Raw genomic sequence first — 19,645 nt, forward strand, 5'->3', positions numbered from 1 at the left:
CTATCGCGCGGCCGCGCCCGCGCGACGCGCCTGCAACGCGGCCTCGGTGAAGACCCGGTATCCGGTCTCCGGGGCGTATCCGTGGATCTCTCGGGTGTCCAGGGCCTGCATGTAGGCGAGCACGTCCTTGCTGATCACCTGGCCCGGAACCAGCACCGGGAACCCGGGAGGGTAGGGGGTGACGAACGTGGCGGAGACGACCGACCGGCCCTCGGCCATCGCTTCGGTGATCTCCTCCGCCGTCAGGTACGCGCACTCCGTGTCGTCGTAGGCGAGGAAGAAGGCAGCGCGCATGTCTCCCTCGGGCGTACGGGCGCTCGGGCGGAAGGCCGGATGGAACTCGCTGAAGTCCGGCAGGGCGGCGGACAGGCTGCCGAGGCCGTTCACCACCCGGTGGTGCGCGGCGCGTTCGCGGGGGCTCATCTCCCCGACGCGCTCCTCCAGATCCTCGGCGATCTTGACGAGTACCTCGATGAGGTAGGCGACGGCGCTGCGCGTCGTGCCGATGTTGGTCATGAACAGCAGCGTGTTGCGGGTGGTCTTGTTGACCTGGACGCCGTACCGGTCCATCAGGAGCTCGTGCTTGAAGGTGTCTCCGTCGACACCCGTGAGCCCGATGTGCATCGTCGCGCGGGTGGGGTCCAGGACGAACTCGTCCTCCTCCCACGCCTCCGCCATCCGCGCCAGGCCCGTACGCAGCGGCTGCTCGACGCCGGAGGAGCGGAAGCGCCTCGGGATGAGCTCCGGTGTGGTGAGGAAGCGCAGGTAACGGCTGAGCAGCGGGTGCTGGTCGATGGCGTCCCGCAGCACCCCCGCCTGTTCGAGCTGCTTCTGCACCAGCTCGAAGCCCTCCAGGACCGCCTGCCGGCGGCCCAGGTCCATGGAGGCGAGGATCTGGTAGTTGGGCGACGTGGAGGTGTGCGTCATGTACGCCTCGTGGAAGGTCTCCGCAGCCTTGTGGCGGAAGTCCTGGTCGAAGACGTGCACCATGGAGCCCTGGCGCAGGGACGTCAGCGTCTTGTGCGTCGACTGCGTCGCGTACACCCGCACCCGGACCTTCTCCGGGTCGGGCATCAGCCGGTGTGCGAGGAGGGTCTCGTCGTCCGGGTCGTCGCCGAGCCGCTCGCGGTGGGCGGCGTACTCCTCGGCGTACCGCGGGTCGCGGTAGCGGTCGGTCAGCTCGCGGGCCGCGGCCATGGCGGTGCGGCGGCGGTAGACGGGGTGGAAGCGGGCGAAGGCGAACCACGCCTCGTCCCACAGGAACGCGAGATCCGGCTTGAGTGCCAGGCACTCCTCCATCACGCGGGAGGGGTTGTAGACGATCCCGTCGAAGGTGCAGTTGGTGAGCATGAGCAGTTTGACGCGGTGGAGGACGCCCTCCTGCTTCAGCATCAGCAGCTTCCGCTTGATCTCCTCCACCGGCACGGCTCCGTACATGCCGTACTCGTCGAGGGGATAGGCGTCGAGGTAGACGACGTGGGCGCCGGCCAGCACCAGCCCGTAGTGGTGGGACTTGTGACAGTTGCGGTCCACGAGCACGATGTCGCCCGGCCGCACCATCGCCTGCACGACGATCTTGTTGGCGGTGGACGTGCCGTTGGTGACGAAGTACGTCTGCCGGGCGCCGAACGCCTTGGCCGCCAGGTCCTGGGCCTCCCGCAGCGGGCCGGTGGGCGCGAGGAGCGAGTCGAGGCCGCCGGAGGTGGCGGAGGTCTCGGCGAGGAAGATGTTCAACCCGTAGAAGCGGGCCATCTCCGGTATCCAGTGCGAGTTGACCACCGACGTACCACGGGAGATGGGCAGGGCGTGGAAGACCCCGGTCGGCCGCTGGCTGTACGCCCGCAACGCGGTGAAGAACGGCGCGCGGAAGCGCTCGGCGATGCCGTGCAGGATCGACAGGTGCAGTTCGAGGAGTCCTTCACGGGCGTGGAAGACCCGCTGGAAACGCCGGCTGAGCCGGCCGGCGGTCGTCTCCACGGACGCCTCGGACATCAAGTAGAGGTCCAGCTCCGGGCGGAGCGCGAGCAGCCGGTCGCCCAGCGCCTGCGCCCGCTCCTCGCTGTGCCGCCAGTTCTCTCCGGGGGCGCCCGCGGAGGCGGGGTCCGCGGCGGCGCCTTCGAAGAAGCGCCGCACCACCTGCAGGTCGTGCCGGGAGCGGTCGGCGAACCGGTGGCGGATCACGACGGCCTGGAGACTGGAGTTCACCAGCGACGCGATGACCGCGTCCTCGAAACTGGGGGCCACGACGAGCTCGTACACGAACTCGTCCTCGGCACGGCGCAGTTGGTGCAGCTCCTTGCGGAGCGCGTCCTCCTCGGCCGCGTCCATGTCCCCGACGACGAGGACCTCGAAGTACGGCCTCGTCCCCGGGTCGAGGGACGCCGGATCGTCCGCCGTCTCGTCGTCACCGGAGATGCCGGGGGCTCCCCCGGGGCGCGCAGCGGGCCCAGCGGGGGACACGGTGTTCCGGTAACTGTCGCTGCCGAGCGCGCGGTTGAGGTCCTCCGCGCGCCGGGCCAGCCGCTGGTGTTCCCCGTTCTCATGCAGCCGGCGGAGCTCATCGAGCCCCGCCGTTCCGGGGAAGGCCCAGCAGGTCTCGACCGGGGCGAGCAGGGCGAGCAGGTCCGCCAGCCGCTCCGCGGTCTGCTCACGCGCGTCCGTGGCCTGGTCCGAAAGCTGGTGGGTGAGGTCCGCCAGCGAGCTCCAGGCGTCGGCGCGCAACTGCCCGACACTGTTGTGCACGCTGGCTGTCGGCAGGTCACTCACCGGGCCGCGCTCCTTCGCAGGGCCGGCCCGCCCGCCGGACCGCCGAGACCAGCGGCACCCCCGGGCGGTAGGCCAGATGCACGTGGGACGGCGCGTCCAGCACGACGAGGTCGGCCCGCGCACCCGGCGAGAGGCGGCCGACATCCGTACGGCGCAGGGCACGCGCACCGCCGGCGGTCGCCGCCCACAGCGCCTCGTCGGGCGTCATGTGCATCTCCCGTACGGCCAGCGCGATACAGAAGGCCATGGAACTGGTGTAGGACGAGCCGGGATTGCAGTTGGGGGAGAGGGCGAGGGTGGCGCCGGCGTCGAGGAGGCGACGGGCGTCGGGGTAGGGCGAGCGGGTGGAAAAGTCCGACCCCGGCAGGAGCGTGGCGACGGTACTGCCCTGCGCGAGGGCGTCCACGTCGGCGTCGGTGAGGTACGTGCAGTGGTCGGCCGAGGCCGCCCCCAGCTCCACCGCGAGCTGCACGCCCGGCCCGTAGGAGAGCTGGTTGGCGTGGACCCGGGGCACGAGGCCGCGGGCCGCAGCCGCGGTGAGGACCGCCCGCGCCTGGTCGCCGTCGAAGGCGCCCTGCTCGCAGAAGACGTCCACCCAGCGGGCGTACGGTGCGCAGGCGTCCAGCATGGGGCCGGTGACGAGGTCGACGTAGCCGCCCGGGTCGTCTGCGAACTCGGACGGCACCAGGTGCGCGCCCAGGTAGGTGACCTCGTCGGTGTGGGCCGCCGCGACGGACACGGCGCGCGCCTCGTCCGCCACCGTGAGGCCGTAGCCGGACTTGGTCTCCAGGGTGGTGGTGCCCTGCCGGAACGCCTCGCGCACATGACGTTCGACCACCCCGTGCAGGTGCTCGTCGCTGGCGGCGCGGGTGGCGTCGACGGTGGTCTGGATGCCGCCGGCGGAGTACGGGCGGCCGGACATGCGGGCGTTGAACTCGGCCGTACGATCGCCGGCGAAGACGAGGTGGGAGTGGGAGTCGACGAAACCGGGGATCACCGCCCGGCCGCCTGCGTCCACCTGCTCGTCGGCCGAAGGGGCCTTGGCGGCGGGTCCGGCCCAGGCGATGCAGCCGCCGTCGATGAGGAGCGCCGCGTCGGTGAGGAGGCCGAGCGGGCCCTCGCCGAAGGCGGGGTCGTTGGTGACCAACGAGCCGATGTTCGTCACGAGGGTGGATGCTGCGCCGGTGGGTGGGTCGTACGGTTCCATGCTGGTACTCCTGAGTGGGCGTGCAACTGAGGCCGCTTCTGGGCGAGCTGTGCGGGCGGTTGCTCCGCGCTGTGCGCGCGGGGAACCCGCACGGGGGTGGTCTCACCCCGGCCCGCCCCGAGGCGGCGTGGTCAGAACAGTGGGCCGGTGACGGACTCCGCGGCGGCGACGGCGCGTCCAGAGGTGATGGTCCCGAGGCGGGCGACGGACACGGCTTCGTCGACGGAGAGCGCGCCGACACCAACAACAACGGGCATGCTTCGATGAAACCGCAGCTGGGCGGGGGCCTGCGAGAGGGTGGAGCCGGGTAGCGTCTGGCATCCCAGACAGGTGGTCGGACTCCGTCGCTGTTTACGTTCGCCAGGGCGGCAGAGCGTCTGACCTGTGCTCCAGGACGGCTGACGCCCTCCATCAGAACCGAGCGTCGAATGATTCGCGAGCAAGTCCGAGCATCGGCCAGGTGCTGGTGGCCGGATGCCTGCTCGGTCAGGTGGCGACCTCCGACTACTGGCTGTTCCTGGCGCTGTTCATCGGCCAGGGCGTGGGCATGGCCTGTGTGTCCGGTTCGGCCACCGCCCTGCTGTACGACCTGCTCGTGCGCCGTGGCGCGACGAGCGGCTACGTCAGGATCAGGTCCCGGTTCACCATGCTCGGGACGGTCGCCTCGGGGGTCGCCATCATCCTCGGCGGCCAGCTACAGCGGTGGCGAACCCGCAGGTCAGCGACCCTTTGGAGGTAGCCCAGGAGGAACTCCCGACGCCGGGATGGCCCTGAGCCGGCACGATCACGGAATCTCCTTGCGTTTCCCACCACACGACGTCGAACGTCAGGTAACCGGGAACCAGGCCGACAGACGCTTGGCGATGGCCGGTACATCGATGTTGTCCTGCGCGACTTCCTCGACGAACGGGCCGGCAACGGAGACAGGTGGCAGGACGGTACTGGCGCTGACACCGTTGAACCGCAGGAAGACACGCATGGCGAGCCAGGCGGTGGGCTTGTTGCCGTCGATCAGCGCGTGGTTGCGGGCGACGGAGTGCAGCAGCGCCGCAGCCTTCTCGTGCAGCGTGGGATACAACTCGGCCCCGAACACGTTCGTCCGGGGCCGTTCGATCGCTGACACCAGAAGGCCCATGTCACGCACGCTGTGCTCTGTACCGTTGACCGTCCGGGCGATGGCCAGGATCTCGTCGATCTGGATGTAGCGCACGTCGGTCACTTCAAGTAGTCCAGGATCTCCGCATCGCTGTCCATCAGCTCGGCCATGACGTCATCGACCTTCAGCTCGGCCCGGTTCTGGGCATCACGGATGGCCTCAATGGCAAGTTCCTGCTTGCTGCGGCCCTCCCGACGAGCCCGCTCGGCGAGCTTCGCGTCAAGGTCGTCGGGAAGGCGGAGTGTCATCGCCATGCACACTTGATACCAGTCCGGTATCAAAAGCGGTGCGCTGCTACACCGGGGAACAGGTCGAGCAACCGACCCGGACAACAAAAACGCAGGTCAGGACGGATTGCCCGCAGGTTCGAGGATTGCCACGCACTCCACATGCGATGTCATCGGAAAAAGATCAAACGCCCGAAGCACCCGAACCCGATACCCCGCCTCCCCGAAGTACCCCAGGTCCCGCGCGAGCGCCGCCGGGTCGCAGGCCACGTAGGCGATGCGGCGGGCGCCCAGGGAGGACAGATGGCGGACCGTCTGCTTGCCGGCGCCCGCGCGGGGCGGGTCCAGGACGATCAGGTCGACGTCCGTGATGCCCGTGCGCGGCAGGACCGACTCGACCTTGCCCTGCTCGATGCGGACCCGGTCGAAGGACTCCAGGTTGTGCCGCGCGTCCTCCACGGCCCGCTTGCTGGACTCGATGCCGAGGACCGCGCCCTGGTCGCCGACCCGGTCCGCGATCGCGCCGGCGAACAGGCCGACGCCGCAGTACAGGTCGAGGGCCGTCTCGCCCTTGCGCGGCAGCAGGCCCTGCATGACGGCGAGGACCAGGGTGTCGGCGGCCTTCGGGTGGACCTGCCAGAAGCCGCCGTTGCCGACGCGGTACGTACGGCCGTCGGCGCGCTCGCGGACGAAGGGGCGCCCGTGGACGCGGTGCACGCCCCCGTCCTTCTCCCCGACCCGCATCACCGAGACGGGACGGTCGAGCTCGACGATGGGGAGGCGTTCGCCGGGGCGCGGGGTGAGGATGACCTGGCGGTCCTGGGAGCCCGTCGCGGCGATCGCGTCGACGGACGCCATGCCGGACCAGTCGCGCTCCTCGATGCCCAGCTCCGAGACGCCCTCGGCGGCGATCATGCAGTGCTCGATCGGCTCGACCTCGTGCGAGCGGTGGCGGCGCAGGCCGGCCTTGCCGGTGGCCGGGTCGACCGCGTACTGCACGCGCGTGCGCCACTGCGGCACCTCGCCGGCGGGCAGCTTGTCGCCCTCGGCGGGCATCACCGTGCCGTCCCAGCCGGCCTCTTCGGGGGTCAGGCCCGCGAGCCGCCGCAGCTGCTCGGCGAGGACCTCGCCCTTGAGGCGGCGCTGCGCGCCCGGCTTGGCGTGCTGCCAGTCGCAACCGCCGCAGCGGCCGGGTCCGGCGTACGGGCAGGGCGCCTCGATGCGGTCCTTGGCGGGGTCGAGGATCTGCACCGCGTCCGCGCGCAGGAACCGGGAGTCCTCCTCGCCCTCGGTGACCCGCGCCACGACCCGCTCGCCGGGCAGCGTGTGCCGTACGAAGAGCACCTGGCCCTCGGACGTACGGGCGACGCAGTGACCGCCGTGGGCCACGGGGCCGACCTCGACCTCGTACTCCGTCCCCACCAGTGACTTCTTCGGTTCTGCCTGCATGGCGGGGTGACTCCAGTACGTGAGGGGGAAGCGGCCGGACAACAGCCCACCAGTCTACGGCCCCGGCGGGCGTGGCCGCTCAGCCCTTCTCGCTCGGCTCCTTCGGCTGCCGCTTCTCCACCGGGCCACGGCGGACCGCGCCCGGCGCGTTCCACTCCTGCCGCCTGCGGGCCCGCTGCTTGGCGGCCTCGGAGGACTCCAGCTGGTAGGGCACGGAGGTGACCATCACGCCGGGCGTGAACAGGAGGCGGCCCTTGAGGCGCAGGGCGCTCTGGTTGTGCAGCAGGTGCTCGTACCAGTGGCCGACCACGTACTCGGGGATGATCACGCTGACCGCGTCGCGCGGGGACTCGCGGCGCAGGTTCTTCACGTACTCGATGATCGGGCGGGTGATCTCGCGGTACGGGGAGTCGAGGATCTTCAGCGGTACGGAGATGCCGCGCCGTTCCCACTCGTCCTTGAGGGCCTTGGTCTCGGCCGGGTCGACGTTGATGCTGACGGCTTCGAGGGTGTCGGAGCGCATCAGCTTGGCGTAGGCGACGGCGCGCAGGGTGGGCCGGTGGACCTTGGAGACCAGGACGACGGAGTGCACGCGGGAGGGGCGCACGCTGTCGTCGGAGGGGCCCTCGGGGGCGGCGATCTCCTCGGCGACGCGGTCGTAGTGGCGGCGGATCGCGCTCATGGTCGCGTAGAAGATCACCATGCCGAGCAGGGCGACCCAGGCGCCGTGGGTGAACTTGGTGACGAGGACGACGACCAGGACGAGCCCGGTGAAGAACGCGCCGAAGGTGTTGATGGCGCGGGAGCGGATCATGCGGCGCCGCTTGGCCGGGTCCTTCTCGCCCCGCAGGTGCCGGTTCCAGTGCCGGACCATGCCGATCTGGCTGAGCGTGAAGGAGACGAAGACGCCGACGATGTACAGCTGGATGAGGCGCGTCGAGTCGGCCCCGTAGACGACGACGAGGAGCGCGGCGGCGCCGGCGAGCAGCACGATGCCGTTGGAGAACGCGAGCCGGTCGCCGCGGGTGTGCAGCTGGCGCGGCAGATAGCGGTCCTGCGCGAGGATCGAGCCGAGCAGCGGGAAGCCGTTGTACGCGGTGTTGGCCGCGAGGAACAGGACCAGCGCGGTGGCCGCGGCGAGGATCATGAAGAGGACCGAGCCGTGTCCGAAGACGGCCTCGGCGACCTGCGAGATCACCGGGTCCTGGACGTAGTCCGCGCCGACCGGCTGCCCGTTCAGGAACAGATCGTGCGCGGGCCGTTCGGCCATCCGGACGTCGGTGGCCATGGCGAGCACGATGATGCCGCAGAACATGGTGACGGCCAGGCCGCCCATCAGGGCGAGCGTGGTGGCCGCGTTCTTCGACTTCGGCTTGCGGAAGGCGGGCACGCCGTTGCTGATCGCCTCGACGCCGGTGAGCGCCGCACAGCCGGAGGAGAAGGCGCGCAGGAGCAGGAAGACCAGCGCGAGGCCCGCGAGGCCCTCGTGCTCCGGCTTGATGACGAGGTCGGCGGTCGGCGCCTGCATCTCGTCGCCGAGGACGAAGCCGCGGAAGGCGCCCCACGCCAGCATCAGGAAGACGCCGGTCACGAAGACGTACGTGGGAATCGCGAAGAGCTTTCCGGACTCCTTGACGCCGCGCAGGTTCATCAGAGTGAGCAGCACGATCACGGCGACGGCGCAGAGCACCTTGTGCTCGACGACGAACGGGATCGCGGAGCCCAGGTTCTCGATGCCCGAGGAGATCGACACGGCGACGGTCAGGACGTAGTCGACGAGCAGCGCGCTCGCGACGGTCAGCCCGGCCTTCGGCCCGAGGTTGGTGTTGGCGACCTCGTAGTCACCGCCACCGCTCGGATAGGCCCGCACGTTCTGCCGGTACGACGCCACGACCGTGAACATCAGCACGACGACGGCGACCGCGATCCACGGGCTGAAGTGGTACGCCGAGAGCCCCGCGATGGAGAGCACAAGGAGCACTTCTCCGGGTGCGTACGCCACCGACGACAGCGGGTCGGAGGCGAAGACGGGAAGTGCGATGCGCTTGGGAAGGAGCGTTTCTCCCAGCCGGTCGCTGCGCAGTGCGCGCCCGATGAGAATCCGTTTGGGCACGTCGGTCAGTTTGGACACGGTGAGGATCGTAAGCGTTCGTAAGGGGGCCCGCCCACCCGCCTCTCGGCGGCTGTGTAGCTTGTGCGTCTGTCTGAGACCCTGTTAATCCTGAGCCTCGGGAACCCTGGGGGCCTCAACGGGCGACAGCGGCCACTGTGTTGCTGACGCATTACTAACGCCGTACTGACGCCGTACTGACGCATCCCTGATGCAGTACATACGCCACGCAGTACCTACGCCAGCCGGAAGGACGGTCGTGCACATCGTCATCATGGGCTGCGGACGAGTGGGCGCCGCACTCGCGCAGACCCTGGAGCAGCAGGGGCATACGGTCGCGGTGGTCGACCAGGACCCCACGGCCTTCCGCCGGCTCGGCTCCGGCTTCGGCGGGCGCCGCGTCACGGGCGTCGGCTTCGACCAGGACACCCTGCGCGAGGCCGGCGTCGAGGACGCGGGTGCCTTCGCCGCCGTGAGCAGCGGCGACAACTCCAACATCATCGCGGCCCGGGTGGCGCGCGAGATGTTCGGCATCGAGAACGTCGCGGCCCGTATCTACGACCCGCGCCGCGCCGAGGTCTACCAGCGCCTGGGCATCCCGACCGTCGCCACGGTCCGCTGGACCGCCGACCAGATGCTGCGCCGGCTCCTTCCGTCGGGCGCCGAGCCGCTGTGGCGTGACCCCACCGGAGGTGTGCAGCTCGCGGAGGTGCACGCGTCCAGCTCCTGGGTCGGGCACAAGATCAGCAAGCTGCAGGAGGAGACCGGCGTCCGTGTCGCGTTCCTCACCCGGCTGGGCGAGGCGGTCCTGCCGACCTCCCAGACGGTGCTGCAGGAGGGCGACCTGGTGCACGTGATGATGCGCACCGACGAGGTCCCGAAAATCGAGGCGGCGTTCGCCGAGGGCCCCGAGGAGGGCGGTCACTGATGCGCGTCGCCATTGCCGGAGCAGGCGCGGTGGGTCGTTCCATCGCGGGCGAGCTCCTGGAGAACGGGCACGAGGTGCTCCTGATCGACAAGGCCCCGACCGCCATCTCGGTGGAGCGGGTGCCGCAGGCCGAGTGGCTGCTCGCCGACGCCTGCGAGATCACGTCCCTGGACGAGGCGGCCCTGCAGCGCTGCAACGTCGTGATCGCGGCGACCGGTGACGACAAGGTCAACCTGGTCGTCTCGCTCCTGGCGAAGACGGAGTACGGGGTTCCGCGCGTCGTCGCCCGCGTGAACAACCCGAAGAACGAGTGGCTGTTCAACGAGTCCTGGGGCGTCGACGTCGCGGTGTCCACGCCGCGCCTGATGTCGGCCCTGGTCGAGGAGGCGGTGAGCGTCGGCGACCTGGTCCGGCTGCTTCGCTTCAGCCACGGCGACGCCAATCTGGTCGAGCTGACCCTGCCGCCGGAGTCCGCGCTCGCGGGCACCACGATCGGCGACATCGCATGGCCGCAGGACACGTCCCTGGTGACGATCATCCGCGGCACCCGCGTCCTGGCGCCGACCGCGGAGGACTCCCTGGAGGCGGGCGACGAGCTCCTGTTCGTCGCGGCCCAGGCCCGCGAGGAGCAGCTGGAGGACCTGCTGTCGGTCCGCAAGGAGAGCTAGCGGTCGTACGCGTACGACGAGGGCCCGGAACCTGTACGAGGTTCCGGGCCCCTGTGCTGTACGAGGTACCGGGAGCTTGACGACGAGCCCGAAGGGCGATCGACAGCACGCCGGACGACGGCGGCAACGTCAAGACGACGTGCGTTCCCGCTCGGCCCGCGCGGCCTCCTCCGCCTCCATCTCGGCGAACACGTCAATCGGCGCCGGCGCCTTCGCCAGGAAGACCCAGGTCAGCCAGACGGCGAGCAGGAACGGCGGGATCTTCAGGGCGATCAGGACCCAGCCGAGCTGCGTGGTGTCCGCCCACCAGTACAGCGGGAAGAGGACCGCGCACTTGGCAAGGAGGATGAAGCCCCAGGCGTAACTCGCCTTCGCGTACGCCTTCTTGCGGCCGGGGTTGCGGGTGCGCCAGGAAAGGTTCTCCTTGAACACCGGGCCGAGGATCAGGCCGATCAGCGGCACTCCGGCGAGCGTCGTCACGATGTACGCGAGAGCCAGGCCCAGGGTGTAGAGCATGCCCGGCAGGTAGAAGTCCTTGGCGTTGCCGGTCATCATCGCGAAGACCACGCCGAAGCCGACGCCGAAGACGCCGCTGAAGGCGTGCTTGACGGTGTCGCGTCTGGCGAGGCGGACCACGACGAGCAGCAGGGAGACACCGAGCGCGGCGGTCGCGGACATCTTCAGGTCTTTGTCGACCGTGTAGATGCTGACGAACAGCAGGCCGGGCAGGACCGTCTCGATCATGCCCCGCAGCCCTCCGAACGCCTCGAAGAGGGCGGCTTCGGTCACAGCCTTCGCGTTGCTGTCGGGGTCGGCCTGACCCGCGGTGGTGTGGTCGGTCGGCTTGTCGACAGACGTCACCGGCTACTCCCGTCCGAGCGGTCTGAGTTCGTATTTCGGGTTGAAGAGCACCCGGCGGCCCCGGCTCATCGAGATCCGGCCCGATGCGATGAGTCTGCGCCCCGGCTCGATGCCCACGATGGAGCGTCGGCCCAGCCACACCACGTCCAGGGCGGCGGAGCCGTCGAACAGCTCGGCCTCCAGGGCGGGGACGCCGGCCCGGGGGCGCAGCGTGACCGTGCGCAACGTACCAGTAACCGTGACTATCTGGCGGTCCTGGCAGTCACCGATGCGCGTACAGCCGGTGGTCTCCGAGTCCTCGCGGAGCTCCTCCGAATCCAGCTCCTCCTGGGACGAGGACAGCCGGTCCAGCATCCGGCGGAACCGGCCTGCCGGCTTTTCTGAACGAGGAACAGCACTCATACAGGAAGCGTACCGGGGCCCACCGACACCGCTTCAAGGCCGGTGACTTCAAGGCCGGTGACGAGCGGCCTGCGCCACAGCCCGCCGCGGGCCCGCCGGCAGCCCGTCGTGTCACCGTTCGAACCGATATCCCATTCCGGGCTCGGTGATGAAGTGCTTGGGGTGGGACGGGTCCGCCTCCAGCTTCCGGCGCAGCTGGGCCATGTAGACCCGCAGGTAGTTGGTCTCGGTGCCGTAGGACGGGCCCCAGACCTCCTGAAGCAGCTGCTTCTGGCTGACGAGACGGCCCGTATTGTGGACGAGCACCTCCAGGAGGTGCCACTCCGTGGGCGTCAGGCGTACGTCGCGGTCGCCGCGGTGCACCTTCTTCGCGGCCAGGTCCACGGTGAAGTCCCCGGCCTCCACGATCGCCGCGTCCTCGCCCGCACCGTCGGCGGCCGGTTCGGCCCGGCGTACGGCGGCCCGCAGCCGGGCGAGCAGCTCGTCCATGCCGAAGGGCTTGGTGACGTAGTCGTCGGCGCCGGCGTCCAGCGCCTGGACCTTCTCGTCGGAGCTGTGCCGGGCGGAGAGCACCAGGATCGGCACCCGCGTCCAGCCGCGAAGGCCCTTGATCACGTCGACGCCGTCCAGGTCGGGCAGGCCGAGGTCGAGGACGACCACGTCGGGGTGGCGGTCGGCGGCGAGCTGGAGGGCGGTGGCGCCGTCTCCGGCCGAGTCGACCTCGTACTTGCGCGCCTTCAGGTTGATCACGAGGGCGCGTACGATCTGCGGCTCGTCGTCGACCACGAGCACCCGGGTCATCTGGTCCTGCCTTTCTGCGGTGGTGCGGCTCCGGCCGCGAGGGGCGCTCGCGCGAGTCATGAGGCGACCTGCGCGGAGCGGTCGGGGGCGGCGGGTTCGTGGGCGGGGGCGGCCCGCAGGGTGAGCACCATGCTGAGGCCGCCACCCGGGGTGTCCTCGGCGTTGAGGGTGCCGCCCATGGCCTCGACGAAGCCGCGGGCGACGGCCAGGCCGAGGCCGACGCCCGCGCCGCGCGGAGCGTCGCCGTACCGCTGGAAGGGCTCGAAGATGCGGTCCTTGGCGTCGTCCGGGACGCCGGGCCCGCGGTCCACGACGCGCACCTCGACGCGGTCGCCGAGCGCGCTGCCGGAGACGGTGACGCGGCGGCCCTCGGGGCTGTACTTGACGGCGTTCTCGACGATGTTGGCGACGGCCCGCTCCAGGAGCCCCTTGTCCACCTCGACGATCGGCAGCGCCTCCGGGATGTCCAGGTCGACGCTCCCCTCGGGCACGCCGCCGAGCGCCATCGGCACGACCTCGTCCAGGTCGACGGCGCGGATCAGCGGCATCACGGTGCCGGTCTGGAGGCGTGACATGTCGAGCAGGTTGCCGACCAGGTGGTCCAGGCGGTCGGCGCCGTCCTCGATGCCTTCGAGGAGTTCGGCCCGGTCCTCCTCGGACCACTCCACGTCGTCGGAGCGCAGCGAGGTCACGGAGGCCTTGATGCCCGCGAGGGGGGTACGCAGGTCGTGGCTGACGGCGGCGAGCAGGGCGGTGCGGATGCGGTTGCCCTCGGCGAGCGCGCGGGCCCGGTCGGCCTCGTCCTGCAGGCGCTGGCGGTCGAGGACGACGGCGGCCTGCGCGGCGAAGGCGGCCAGCACGCGCCGGTCCTCGGCGGGCAGTACCCGGCCGGTCAGGGCGAGCACCATGTGACCGTTGCTGCCGCCGACCGGCATGTCGACGTCGGCGTCGTCGGGCCGGTCGAGGACGGTGGGCCCGACGCTGCCGGCGCAGGTCCAGGGGTCGCGGTCGCCGGCCCGTTCCAGGAGGGCCACGGAGTCCATGGCGAAGGTCTCCCGGACCCGCTCCAGGAGGGCGTCCAGGGTGGTCTCGCCGCGCAGCACGCTGCCCGCGAGGAACGACAGGATCTCCGACTCGGCGCGCAGCCGGGCCGCCTGGTGGGTGCGCCGCGCCGCGAGGTCCACCACCGACGCGACCGCCACGGCGACGCCCACGAACACCACGATGGCCACGATGTTGCGGTTGTCGGCGACCGTCCACAGGTGCAGCGGCGGCGTGAAGTAGTAGTTCAGGAGCAGCGAGCCGAACGCCGCCGAGGCCAGCGCCGGCAGCAGTCCCCCGAGCAGCGCCGAGGCCACCGTGAGGGACAGGAACAGCAGCATGTTGTTGGCGAGGCCGAGGTCGACGTCGATGTTGCTGAGCAGCAGCGTCAGCAGTACCGGCCCGACCACGCCGACCAGCCAGCCGGAGAGCAGCCGGGACCGGCCGAGCCGCGCGCCCCTGGCCACCGGCAGGCCCCGGCCCTTGGCGACCTCGTCGTGCGTGACGATGTGCACGTCCAGGTCGGGCCCCGAGTCCCGGGCCACGGTCGCGCCGACGCCGGGCCCGAACATGTACTGCCAGGTCTTGCGGCGGCTGGAGCCGAGGACGATCTGGGTGGCGTTGACGCCGCGCGCGAACTCCAGGAGCGAGGCGGGCACGTCGTCGCCGATGACGTGGTGGAAGGTGCCGCCCAGGTCCTCGACGAGGGTGCGCTGGACGGCGAGCTCCTTCGGGGACGCGGAGGTCAGGCCGTCGCTGCGGGCGATGTAGACGGCGAGGATCTCGCTGCCGGAGCCCTTGGCTGCCATGCGGGCGGCGCGGCGGATCAGGGTGCGGCCCTCGGGCCCGCCGGTGAGGCCGACGACGATGCGTTCGCGGGCCTGCCAGGTGGAGCGGATGTTGTGCTCGCCGCGGTACTGCTGGAGGTATTCGTCGACCCGGTCGGCGGTCCAGAGCAGCGCCAGCTCCCGCAGGGCGGTGAGGTTTCCGGGCCGGAAGTAGTTGGCGAGGGAGGCGTCGATGCGCTCCGGCCGGTAGATGTTGCCGTGCGCCATGCGCCGCCGCAGCGCCTCGGGCGACATGTCGACCAGCTCGATCTGGTCGGCCCTGCGCACCACTTCGTCGGGCAGGGTCTCGTGCTGTCGTACGCCCGTTATCGACTCGACGACATCGCCGAGTGACTCCAGGTCCTTGATGTTGACGGTGGAGATCACGTCGATGCCCGCGGCAAGGAGTGCTTCGACGTCCTGCCAGCGTTTGGCGTTGCGGGAGCCGGGGGCGTTGGCGTGCGCCAGCTCGTCGACGAGGGCGACGGCGGGGCGGCGCTCCAGGACCGCGTCGACGTCCATCTCCGTGACGCCGCGCTCGAAGGTGCGGCGCGCCACCTGCTCCAGGCCGTGCAGCACGGCCTCGGTGCGCGGCCGGTCGTGGTGCTCGACACAGGCGACCACGCAGTCCGTGCCGCGCTCCACCCGCCGGTGGGCCTCGGACAGCATCGCGTAGGTCTTGCCCACACCCGGCGCCGCGCCGAGGTATATCCGTAGCTTGCCGCGTCCCATGGCCTCATTGTCTTCCGAGTGTTCCGGCATCCGCTGCCCACGCCGGACCGACCCTACGGCCAGGTTTTCCGGACAACGGCCTCCGAGGCGGTCGTACGGGCCGCATTTGACGCGATTCTGACGCGGGGATGCGGGGGCGTATGGGTACGGGTGCGGGCGTACGGCAACGGGCCGCACCCCATGCCGGGGTGCGGCCCGTTCATGCTGCCTGTCGGCTAGCGAACCTCGGTGATCTCCGGGCCACGGGCAAGCTGGCCCATCCCGCCGGAGAACCGGGACTCCTCCTGGTTCTCCTCCTTGACGCCGCCCTCGGCCACCATCTGCGCGTCGTCCGGCAGCTTCAGGACGATCGGGTCGCGGGGCGCCATCGGGCCGTCGCCGCGGACGATCACGGTGTCCCGGAGGATCTGCTCCAGGAGTCCCGCGGCCTCGGGCTGCACCGCGCCCTGCCCGGAGATCACACCGCGCAGGAACCAGCGCGGCCCGTCGACGCCGACGAACCGCACGACCTGCACGCCGCCCTTGCCGTCCGGCAGCTGCACCGGCACCTGCGCGCGCAGCTCCCAGCCGAGGGGGCCCTCGACCTCGTCGATGACCCCGCCCTGCTGGGTGATGCCGGAGGCGATCTCCTCGCGGACCTCGCCCCAGATGCCCTCGCGCTTGGGGGCGGCGAACGCCTGCAGCTGTACGGCGCTGTCGCGCAGGACCACGGTGGCCGCGACGATCGCGTCGCCCGCGACCTCCACGCGCAGCTCCATGCCCTCGACGCCGGGCACGAAGATGCCGCCCAGGTCGACCCGGCCCTCGCCGGGCTCGCGCACCTCGGAGATGTCCCAGGGTCCGTCGGGGCGGGGGGCCGGCGGCAGGTTCGTGCGCTGCGGCTCGTCCTGCTCCGTCTCGTCCCCCGTGCTCACGCCCTCGGCGACCTGCCCGGCCTCGCCGGCCGCGCCGTCGCCGTCGGCGGCGTCACTCTTCTTGCGACGTCCGAACACGTCACTGTCCTTCCCGGTCGGATACGACCGAAGCGTATCGATTCCCGCCCTGTTGCCCACCCGTGTTGCCGTCCACAGCGGCATGCCCCCCGGTGGACCCGAAGCCCCCCTCGGCCCGCGCCGATGCGGGAAGCTCCGCGACCTCGTGGAAGCGGACCCTCTCGACCTGCTGGACGACGAGCTGGGCAATCCGGTCGAAGCGCTCGAACCGCACGGGCTCGCGCGGATCGAGGTTCACGACGATCACCTTGATCTCTCCACGGTACCCGGCATCAACCGTCCCCGGGGCATTCACCAGAGCGACACCGCAGCGCGCGGCAAGCCCCGATCGCGGGTGCACGAAGGCCGCGTACCCCTCGGGCAGTGCGACGGCCACCCCGGTGGGCAGCACCGCCCGCTCCCCCGGGGCGAGCTCGACGGCCTGCGTGGTGCACAGATCCGCCCCGGCGTCCCCGGGCTGCGCATAGCTCGGAAGCGGTACGTCCGGGTCCAGGCGCTTGAGCTGTACGTCGACGGGGATGCCGCCGGTACCGGGTGCGGGGGTCACGGGTTCACCTCGAAGGCGCGGGCACGCCGGAGCTGGTCCGGGTCGTCCATGGCGGCCTTGATCTCCTCGGGCCGGCCGTTCTCGATGAAGTGGTCGACCTTGACCTCGATGAACAGGGCGTCCGCGCGGACCGCGACCGGCCCCTCCGGACCGCCGAGCCGGCCGGTGGCCGTCGAGTAGATCTTCCGCCCGGCGACGGCGGTGACCTCGGCATCGAGGTGCAGCACCGTGCCCACCGGCACCGGCCGCACGAAGTCGGTCTCAAGCCGGCCGGTCACGGCGATCACGCGCAGCAGCCAGTTCAGGGAGCCGAGGGTCTCGTCCAGGGCGGTGGCGAGCACGCCGCCGTGCGCGAGCCCTGGGGCGCCCTGATGCTCGGGCTTGACGGTGAACTCCGCGCGGAGGGCGACCCCTTCGGCGGCGCGCGCCTCCAGGTGCAGCCCGTGCGGCTGCCCGTGCCCGCAGCCGAAGCAGTACTCGTAGTGCGCGCCGAGCAGCTCGCCGGGCGCCGGAGCATCGGGGTGCCGCACCGGCCGGGTCGCGTCGTCCGGGGGCGTCAACGAAGGTGTACGTCCACTCACAGGCGCAGACCTTACCCGCGCCGCCCGAGAACCGGGCACCGTGCCAAGCTTGACGCCATGCAGCTCTCCGCCGAAATCTACGACGAACGCCTCACCGCACCCCGTTCCTGGTGGGTCATCACCGCTCTGATCGGGCTTTCGGGCGGTCTGATTCTCCTGCCGCTCGGCCCGCTGCCGATGCTCGGCGGCCTGATCGGCGCGGCCGCTCTCGCGGCGGTGGGGGTCTCCTCGTACGGTTCGGCGCGGATCCGCGTGGTGGCGGACTCGCTGGTCGCGGGCGACGCCCGGCTGCCGCTCTCGGCGCTCGGCGCGCCGGAGGTCCTGGACCCCGAGGAGGCCCGGGCCTGGCGCTCGCACAAGGCCGACCCGCGCGCTTTCATGCTGCTGCGCAGCTATGTGCCGACGGCGGTCCGGGTGCCGGTGACGGACGAGCAGGACCCGACGCCGTACCTGTATCTGTCGACGCGGAACCCGCAGGGGCTGGCGGCGGCGCTGGCGTCGGAACCGGCGTCCGGCTGAGGACTCACGTGACGGTGAGGTCTCACGTGACGGTGAGGTCTCACGTGACGGGGAAGCTGAAGGCTCACGTGACGGGGAAATCTCACGTGACGGGGAAACGGCTCAGCTGCCGAGTTCCTTCGGCTGCTCCTCCGGCTTCGGCAGTTCGAGCGGCGGGAGGTCTTCGAGGGCGTCCCAGGGAACCTGCTGCTTGCGCAGGTCCTTGCGCACCTTCTCGGCGAGCTTGCTGGTCTCGCGGCGATTCACGACCGCGCCGACGGCGGCGCCGACCATGAACGGCATCAGGTTCGGAAGGTTCTTGACCATCCGCTTGGTGATCTGCTGGCGCAGCTCGCGCTTCAGCTGGCCGCCGAGCGCCGCGTTGATCGACATCGGCTTGGCCACGTCGATCCCGCGCTCGTCCGACCAGGAGTGCAGGTAGGCCGCGCTGCGGTCCTTGAGGTTGCCCGGCGGGCGCTGCCCGTAGACCTCGTGCAGCTCGGCGACGAGCTTCAGCTCGACCGCGGCCACACCGGTGATCTCGGCGGCCAGTTCGGCGGGCATCGCGGGCGGTACGGGCAGCATCGCGGCCGCACCCACACCCGCGCCGACGGTCGAGGTGGCGTTGCGGGCGCCCGCCACCAGCTTGTCGGCGATCTGCTCGGGCCCGAGGCCCGGGAACTGCTTGCGCAGGGTCGCCAGATCCCGCACCGGGACCCGCGGCGCGTTGTCGATGATGCGGTCGGCGAGGTAGCCGATGCCGGCCTTGGCGCTCTGGCCGCCCTTCAGCACGCCGGCCCTGGCGCTCCGGCCGCCCTTGCGTACGCCGTCCTTGATGGCGGTGAGACGTCCGGCGTCGGCCGGGGTCCCGTCCGTCGTTGTCGCCACGACGCCCGTCGTCGTCGCCACGACGCCCGTCGTCGTCGCCACGTCGCCCGTCGTCGTCGCCACGTCGCCCGTCGCTGTCGCCACGTCCGTCGCGGCCGCCCCGTCGGGAACGTCCGTCGCTTCCGTCGCATCGCGAACGTCCGTCACGGCCGTCGCGTCGGGAACGTCCGTCGCGGCCGCAGCTTCGAGCGAGGCCTGGGGGCCTCGCTCGTCGTCACGTGCGCGGTCGAGCGGGCTGCCGCCGGTGGCCGGGCCACCGGTTGCGGACCGCTTCCGGAAGAACCGCTTCCGGGGCGGGGTCGAGCCTGTCACGGCCGACCCCCGCCTCAGTCGCAGTCGCGGCAGATCGGCTGGCCGTTCTTCTCACGGGCCAGCTGGCTGCGGTGGTGTACGAGGAAGCAGCTCATGCAGGTGAACTCGTCCTGCTGCTTGGGCAGGACGCGAACGGCCAGCTCCTCGTTGGAGAGGTCCGCGCCGGGCAGTTCCATGCCCTCCGCGGCCTCGAACTCGTCTACGTCGACGGACGAGGTCGACTTGTCGTTCCGGCGGGCCTTCAGTTCTTCAAGGCTGTCCGAGTCGACGTCGTCGTCGGTCTTGCGTGGGGTGTCGTAATCCGTTGCCATTGTCGCTCTCCCCCTCTGGGTGTCTGCGGTGTCTCCAGCGCACGTAACGCGTGAGAGGCCGGACTTGTGCCCGACCCGAGGCGGAGATTTTGCCTCACATCAAGGTCTGTTACTCAATCGACACCCAACCGCACCCCTGAAGGGGCGACCGGCTTGGATGGCGATCGGGACCGTACACGGTCCGTTTGCCGCACTACACGGGTGCCACCCCGTGTACTTCCCGTGATTCAGACCCCTGAAAACCCGGATTTTCCAGGCTTTCCGGTGGTCAGAGCGATCACGGAGAGTAGATGGCCGGAGATTCGCCTCTGTGATCGATTCCACACGGATTTCCGGGGATC

Annotated in this window: 20 protein-coding genes; 4 read left to right on the forward strand and 16 right to left on the reverse strand. The window is 70.7% G+C overall.

Going from position 1 to position 19,645, the window contains the following annotated elements; translation table 11 throughout:
• From QIS99_RS08740 to QIS99_RS08750, 3 genes are all read right to left on the reverse strand, one after another.
• Window positions 1-2,766 (reverse strand): aminotransferase class I/II-fold pyridoxal phosphate-dependent enzyme, encoded by a 2,766-nt coding sequence (locus QIS99_RS08740; protein ID WP_282512107.1) that lies wholly within the window; start codon window positions 2,764-2,766, stop codon window positions 1-3.
• Window positions 2,759-3,973, reverse strand: a complete 1,215-nt coding sequence (gene hutI, locus QIS99_RS08745; protein ID WP_282512108.1) for an imidazolonepropionase — start codon at window positions 3,971-3,973, stop codon at window positions 2,759-2,761. The genes QIS99_RS08740 and hutI overlap by 8 nt, the downstream gene beginning before the upstream one ends.
• A gap of 131 nt (window positions 3,974-4,104) precedes the next feature.
• On the reverse strand, window positions 4,105-4,230 hold the full coding sequence (locus QIS99_RS08750; RefSeq protein ID WP_282512109.1) for a hypothetical protein: 126 nt from the start codon (window positions 4,228-4,230) through the stop codon (window positions 4,105-4,107).
• Window positions 4,231-4,433: 203 nt separating this feature from the next.
• On the opposite strand from QIS99_RS08750, the gene QIS99_RS08755 reads away from it, so the two are divergent.
• The gene (locus QIS99_RS08755; protein ID WP_282512110.1) at window positions 4,434-4,712 is read left to right on the forward strand and encodes a hypothetical protein; all 279 of its coding nucleotides are present in this window, start codon (window positions 4,434-4,436) and stop codon (window positions 4,710-4,712) included.
• An 87-nt stretch (window positions 4,713-4,799) separates the two neighbouring features.
• Here the strand turns inward: QIS99_RS08755 and QIS99_RS08760 are convergent, their stop codons facing one another.
• The 4 genes from QIS99_RS08760 to QIS99_RS08775 all read right to left on the reverse strand — a co-directional run bounded on the left by QIS99_RS08760 (window position 4,800) and on the right by QIS99_RS08775 (window position 8,936).
• Complete coding sequence (locus QIS99_RS08760; RefSeq protein ID WP_282512111.1) at window positions 4,800-5,192, reverse strand: type II toxin-antitoxin system death-on-curing family toxin; 393 nt, start codon at window positions 5,190-5,192, stop codon at window positions 4,800-4,802.
• Window positions 5,189-5,383, reverse strand: a complete 195-nt coding sequence (locus QIS99_RS08765) for a ribbon-helix-helix protein, CopG family (protein ID WP_282512112.1) — start codon at window positions 5,381-5,383, stop codon at window positions 5,189-5,191. The genes QIS99_RS08760 and QIS99_RS08765 overlap by 4 nt, the downstream gene beginning before the upstream one ends.
• Window positions 5,384-5,473: 90 nt before the next feature.
• A complete protein-coding gene (locus tag QIS99_RS08770) occupies window positions 5,474-6,805 on the reverse strand; it encodes a class I SAM-dependent RNA methyltransferase (RefSeq protein ID WP_282512113.1) in 1,332 nt (443 codons plus the stop codon).
• A gap of 79 nt (window positions 6,806-6,884) precedes the next feature.
• Window positions 6,885-8,936: an APC family permease gene (locus tag QIS99_RS08775; protein WP_282512114.1), complete on the reverse strand. Its 2,052-nt coding sequence runs from the start codon at window positions 8,934-8,936 to the stop codon at window positions 6,885-6,887.
• Between the two features lie 238 nt (window positions 8,937-9,174).
• Here QIS99_RS08775 and QIS99_RS08780 point away from each other — a divergent pair, with 238 nt between their 5' ends.
• Together QIS99_RS08780 and QIS99_RS08785 are read left to right on the forward strand one after the other, a co-directional pair.
• Window positions 9,175-9,843 (forward strand): potassium channel family protein, encoded by a 669-nt coding sequence (locus tag QIS99_RS08780; protein ID WP_282512115.1) that lies wholly within the window; start codon window positions 9,175-9,177, stop codon window positions 9,841-9,843.
• Window positions 9,843-10,511, forward strand: coding sequence for a potassium channel family protein (locus QIS99_RS08785; protein WP_282512116.1), 669 nt, complete (start codon window positions 9,843-9,845; stop codon window positions 10,509-10,511). The genes QIS99_RS08780 and QIS99_RS08785 overlap by 1 nt, the downstream gene beginning before the upstream one ends.
• A 129-nt stretch (window positions 10,512-10,640) precedes the next feature.
• Here QIS99_RS08785 and QIS99_RS08790 read toward each other — a convergent pair whose 3' ends face one another.
• The 7 genes from QIS99_RS08790 to QIS99_RS08820 form a co-directional block, all read right to left on the reverse strand.
• A complete protein-coding gene (locus tag QIS99_RS08790) occupies window positions 10,641-11,372 on the reverse strand; it encodes a DUF3159 domain-containing protein (protein ID WP_282512117.1) in 732 nt (243 codons plus the stop codon).
• Window positions 11,373-11,375: 3 nt separating this feature from the next.
• The gene (locus QIS99_RS08795) at window positions 11,376-11,774 is read right to left on the reverse strand and encodes an OB-fold nucleic acid binding domain-containing protein (RefSeq protein WP_282512118.1); all 399 of its coding nucleotides are present in this window, start codon (window positions 11,772-11,774) and stop codon (window positions 11,376-11,378) included.
• A 111-nt stretch (window positions 11,775-11,885) separates the two neighbouring features.
• Window positions 11,886-12,575: a response regulator gene (locus tag QIS99_RS08800; RefSeq protein ID WP_282512119.1), complete on the reverse strand. Its 690-nt coding sequence runs from the start codon at window positions 12,573-12,575 to the stop codon at window positions 11,886-11,888.
• A 56-nt stretch (window positions 12,576-12,631) separates the two neighbouring features.
• Window positions 12,632-15,175 carry an ATP-binding protein gene (locus QIS99_RS08805; RefSeq protein WP_282512120.1) on the reverse strand — a complete coding sequence of 848 codons (2,544 nt, stop codon included), beginning with the start codon at window positions 15,173-15,175 and terminating at the stop codon, window positions 12,632-12,634.
• 215 nt (window positions 15,176-15,390) lie between these two features.
• A complete protein-coding gene (locus QIS99_RS08810) occupies window positions 15,391-16,167 on the reverse strand; it encodes a DUF3710 domain-containing protein (RefSeq protein WP_282512121.1) in 777 nt (258 codons plus the stop codon).
• Window position 16,168: 1 nt separating this feature from the next.
• A complete protein-coding gene (gene dut, locus QIS99_RS08815) occupies window positions 16,169-16,714 on the reverse strand; it encodes a dUTP diphosphatase (RefSeq protein ID WP_282512122.1) in 546 nt (181 codons plus the stop codon).
• Window positions 16,711-17,295, reverse strand: a complete 585-nt coding sequence (locus tag QIS99_RS08820) for a PaaI family thioesterase (protein WP_282512123.1) — start codon at window positions 17,293-17,295, stop codon at window positions 16,711-16,713. Before QIS99_RS08820 ends, dut begins: the two co-directional genes overlap by 4 nt.
• 57 nt (window positions 17,296-17,352) lie before the next feature.
• On the opposite strand from QIS99_RS08820, the gene QIS99_RS08825 reads away from it, so the two are divergent.
• Window positions 17,353-17,814: a DUF3093 domain-containing protein gene (locus QIS99_RS08825; protein ID WP_282512124.1), complete on the forward strand. Its 462-nt coding sequence runs from the start codon at window positions 17,353-17,355 to the stop codon at window positions 17,812-17,814.
• A gap of 102 nt (window positions 17,815-17,916) precedes the next feature.
• Here the strand turns inward: QIS99_RS08825 and QIS99_RS08830 are convergent, their stop codons facing one another.
• Window positions 17,917-18,993, reverse strand: coding sequence for a hypothetical protein (locus QIS99_RS08830; RefSeq protein ID WP_282512125.1), 1,077 nt, complete (start codon window positions 18,991-18,993; stop codon window positions 17,917-17,919).
• Window positions 18,994-19,007: 14 nt separating this feature from the next.
• The gene (locus QIS99_RS08835; RefSeq protein WP_282512126.1) at window positions 19,008-19,304 is read right to left on the reverse strand and encodes a DUF4193 domain-containing protein; all 297 of its coding nucleotides are present in this window, start codon (window positions 19,302-19,304) and stop codon (window positions 19,008-19,010) included.
• Window positions 19,305-19,645: the final 341 nt, after the last annotated feature.

This window comes from Streptomyces solicavernae (assembly GCF_029968095.1).
Taxonomy (GTDB): domain Bacteria; phylum Actinomycetota; class Actinomycetes; order Streptomycetales; family Streptomycetaceae; genus Streptomyces; species Streptomyces solicavernae.

What these genes read in the sequence shown, in the direction of transcription:
- QIS99_RS08800 (WP_282512119.1), bottom strand. Translation starts at nt 12,575, where the DNA reads ATGACCCGGGTGCTCGTGGTCGACGACGAGCCGCAGATCGTACGCGCC.
- QIS99_RS08825 (WP_282512124.1), top strand. Translation starts at nt 17,353, where the DNA reads ATGCAGCTCTCCGCCGAAATCTACGACGAACGCCTCACCGCACCCCGT.
- QIS99_RS08770 (WP_282512113.1), bottom strand. Translation starts at nt 6,805, where the DNA reads ATGCAGGCAGAACCGAAGAAGTCACTGGTGGGGACGGAGTACGAGGTC.
- QIS99_RS08795 (WP_282512118.1), bottom strand. Translation starts at nt 11,774, where the DNA reads ATGAGTGCTGTTCCTCGTTCAGAAAAGCCGGCAGGCCGGTTCCGCCGG.
- QIS99_RS08765 (WP_282512112.1), bottom strand. Translation starts at nt 5,383, where the DNA reads ATGGCGATGACACTCCGCCTTCCCGACGACCTTGACGCGAAGCTCGCC.
- QIS99_RS08805 (WP_282512120.1), bottom strand. Translation starts at nt 15,175, where the DNA reads ATGGGACGCGGCAAGCTACGGATATACCTCGGCGCGGCGCCGGGTGTG.
- QIS99_RS08785 (WP_282512116.1), top strand. Translation starts at nt 9,843, where the DNA reads ATGCGCGTCGCCATTGCCGGAGCAGGCGCGGTGGGTCGTTCCATCGCG.
- QIS99_RS08750 (WP_282512109.1), bottom strand. Translation starts at nt 4,230, where the DNA reads ATGCCCGTTGTTGTTGGTGTCGGCGCGCTCTCCGTCGACGAAGCCGTG.
- hutI (WP_282512108.1), bottom strand. Translation starts at nt 3,973, where the DNA reads ATGGAACCGTACGACCCACCCACCGGCGCAGCATCCACCCTCGTGACG.
- QIS99_RS08835 (WP_282512126.1), bottom strand. Translation starts at nt 19,304, where the DNA reads ATGGCAACGGATTACGACACCCCACGCAAGACCGACGACGACGTCGAC.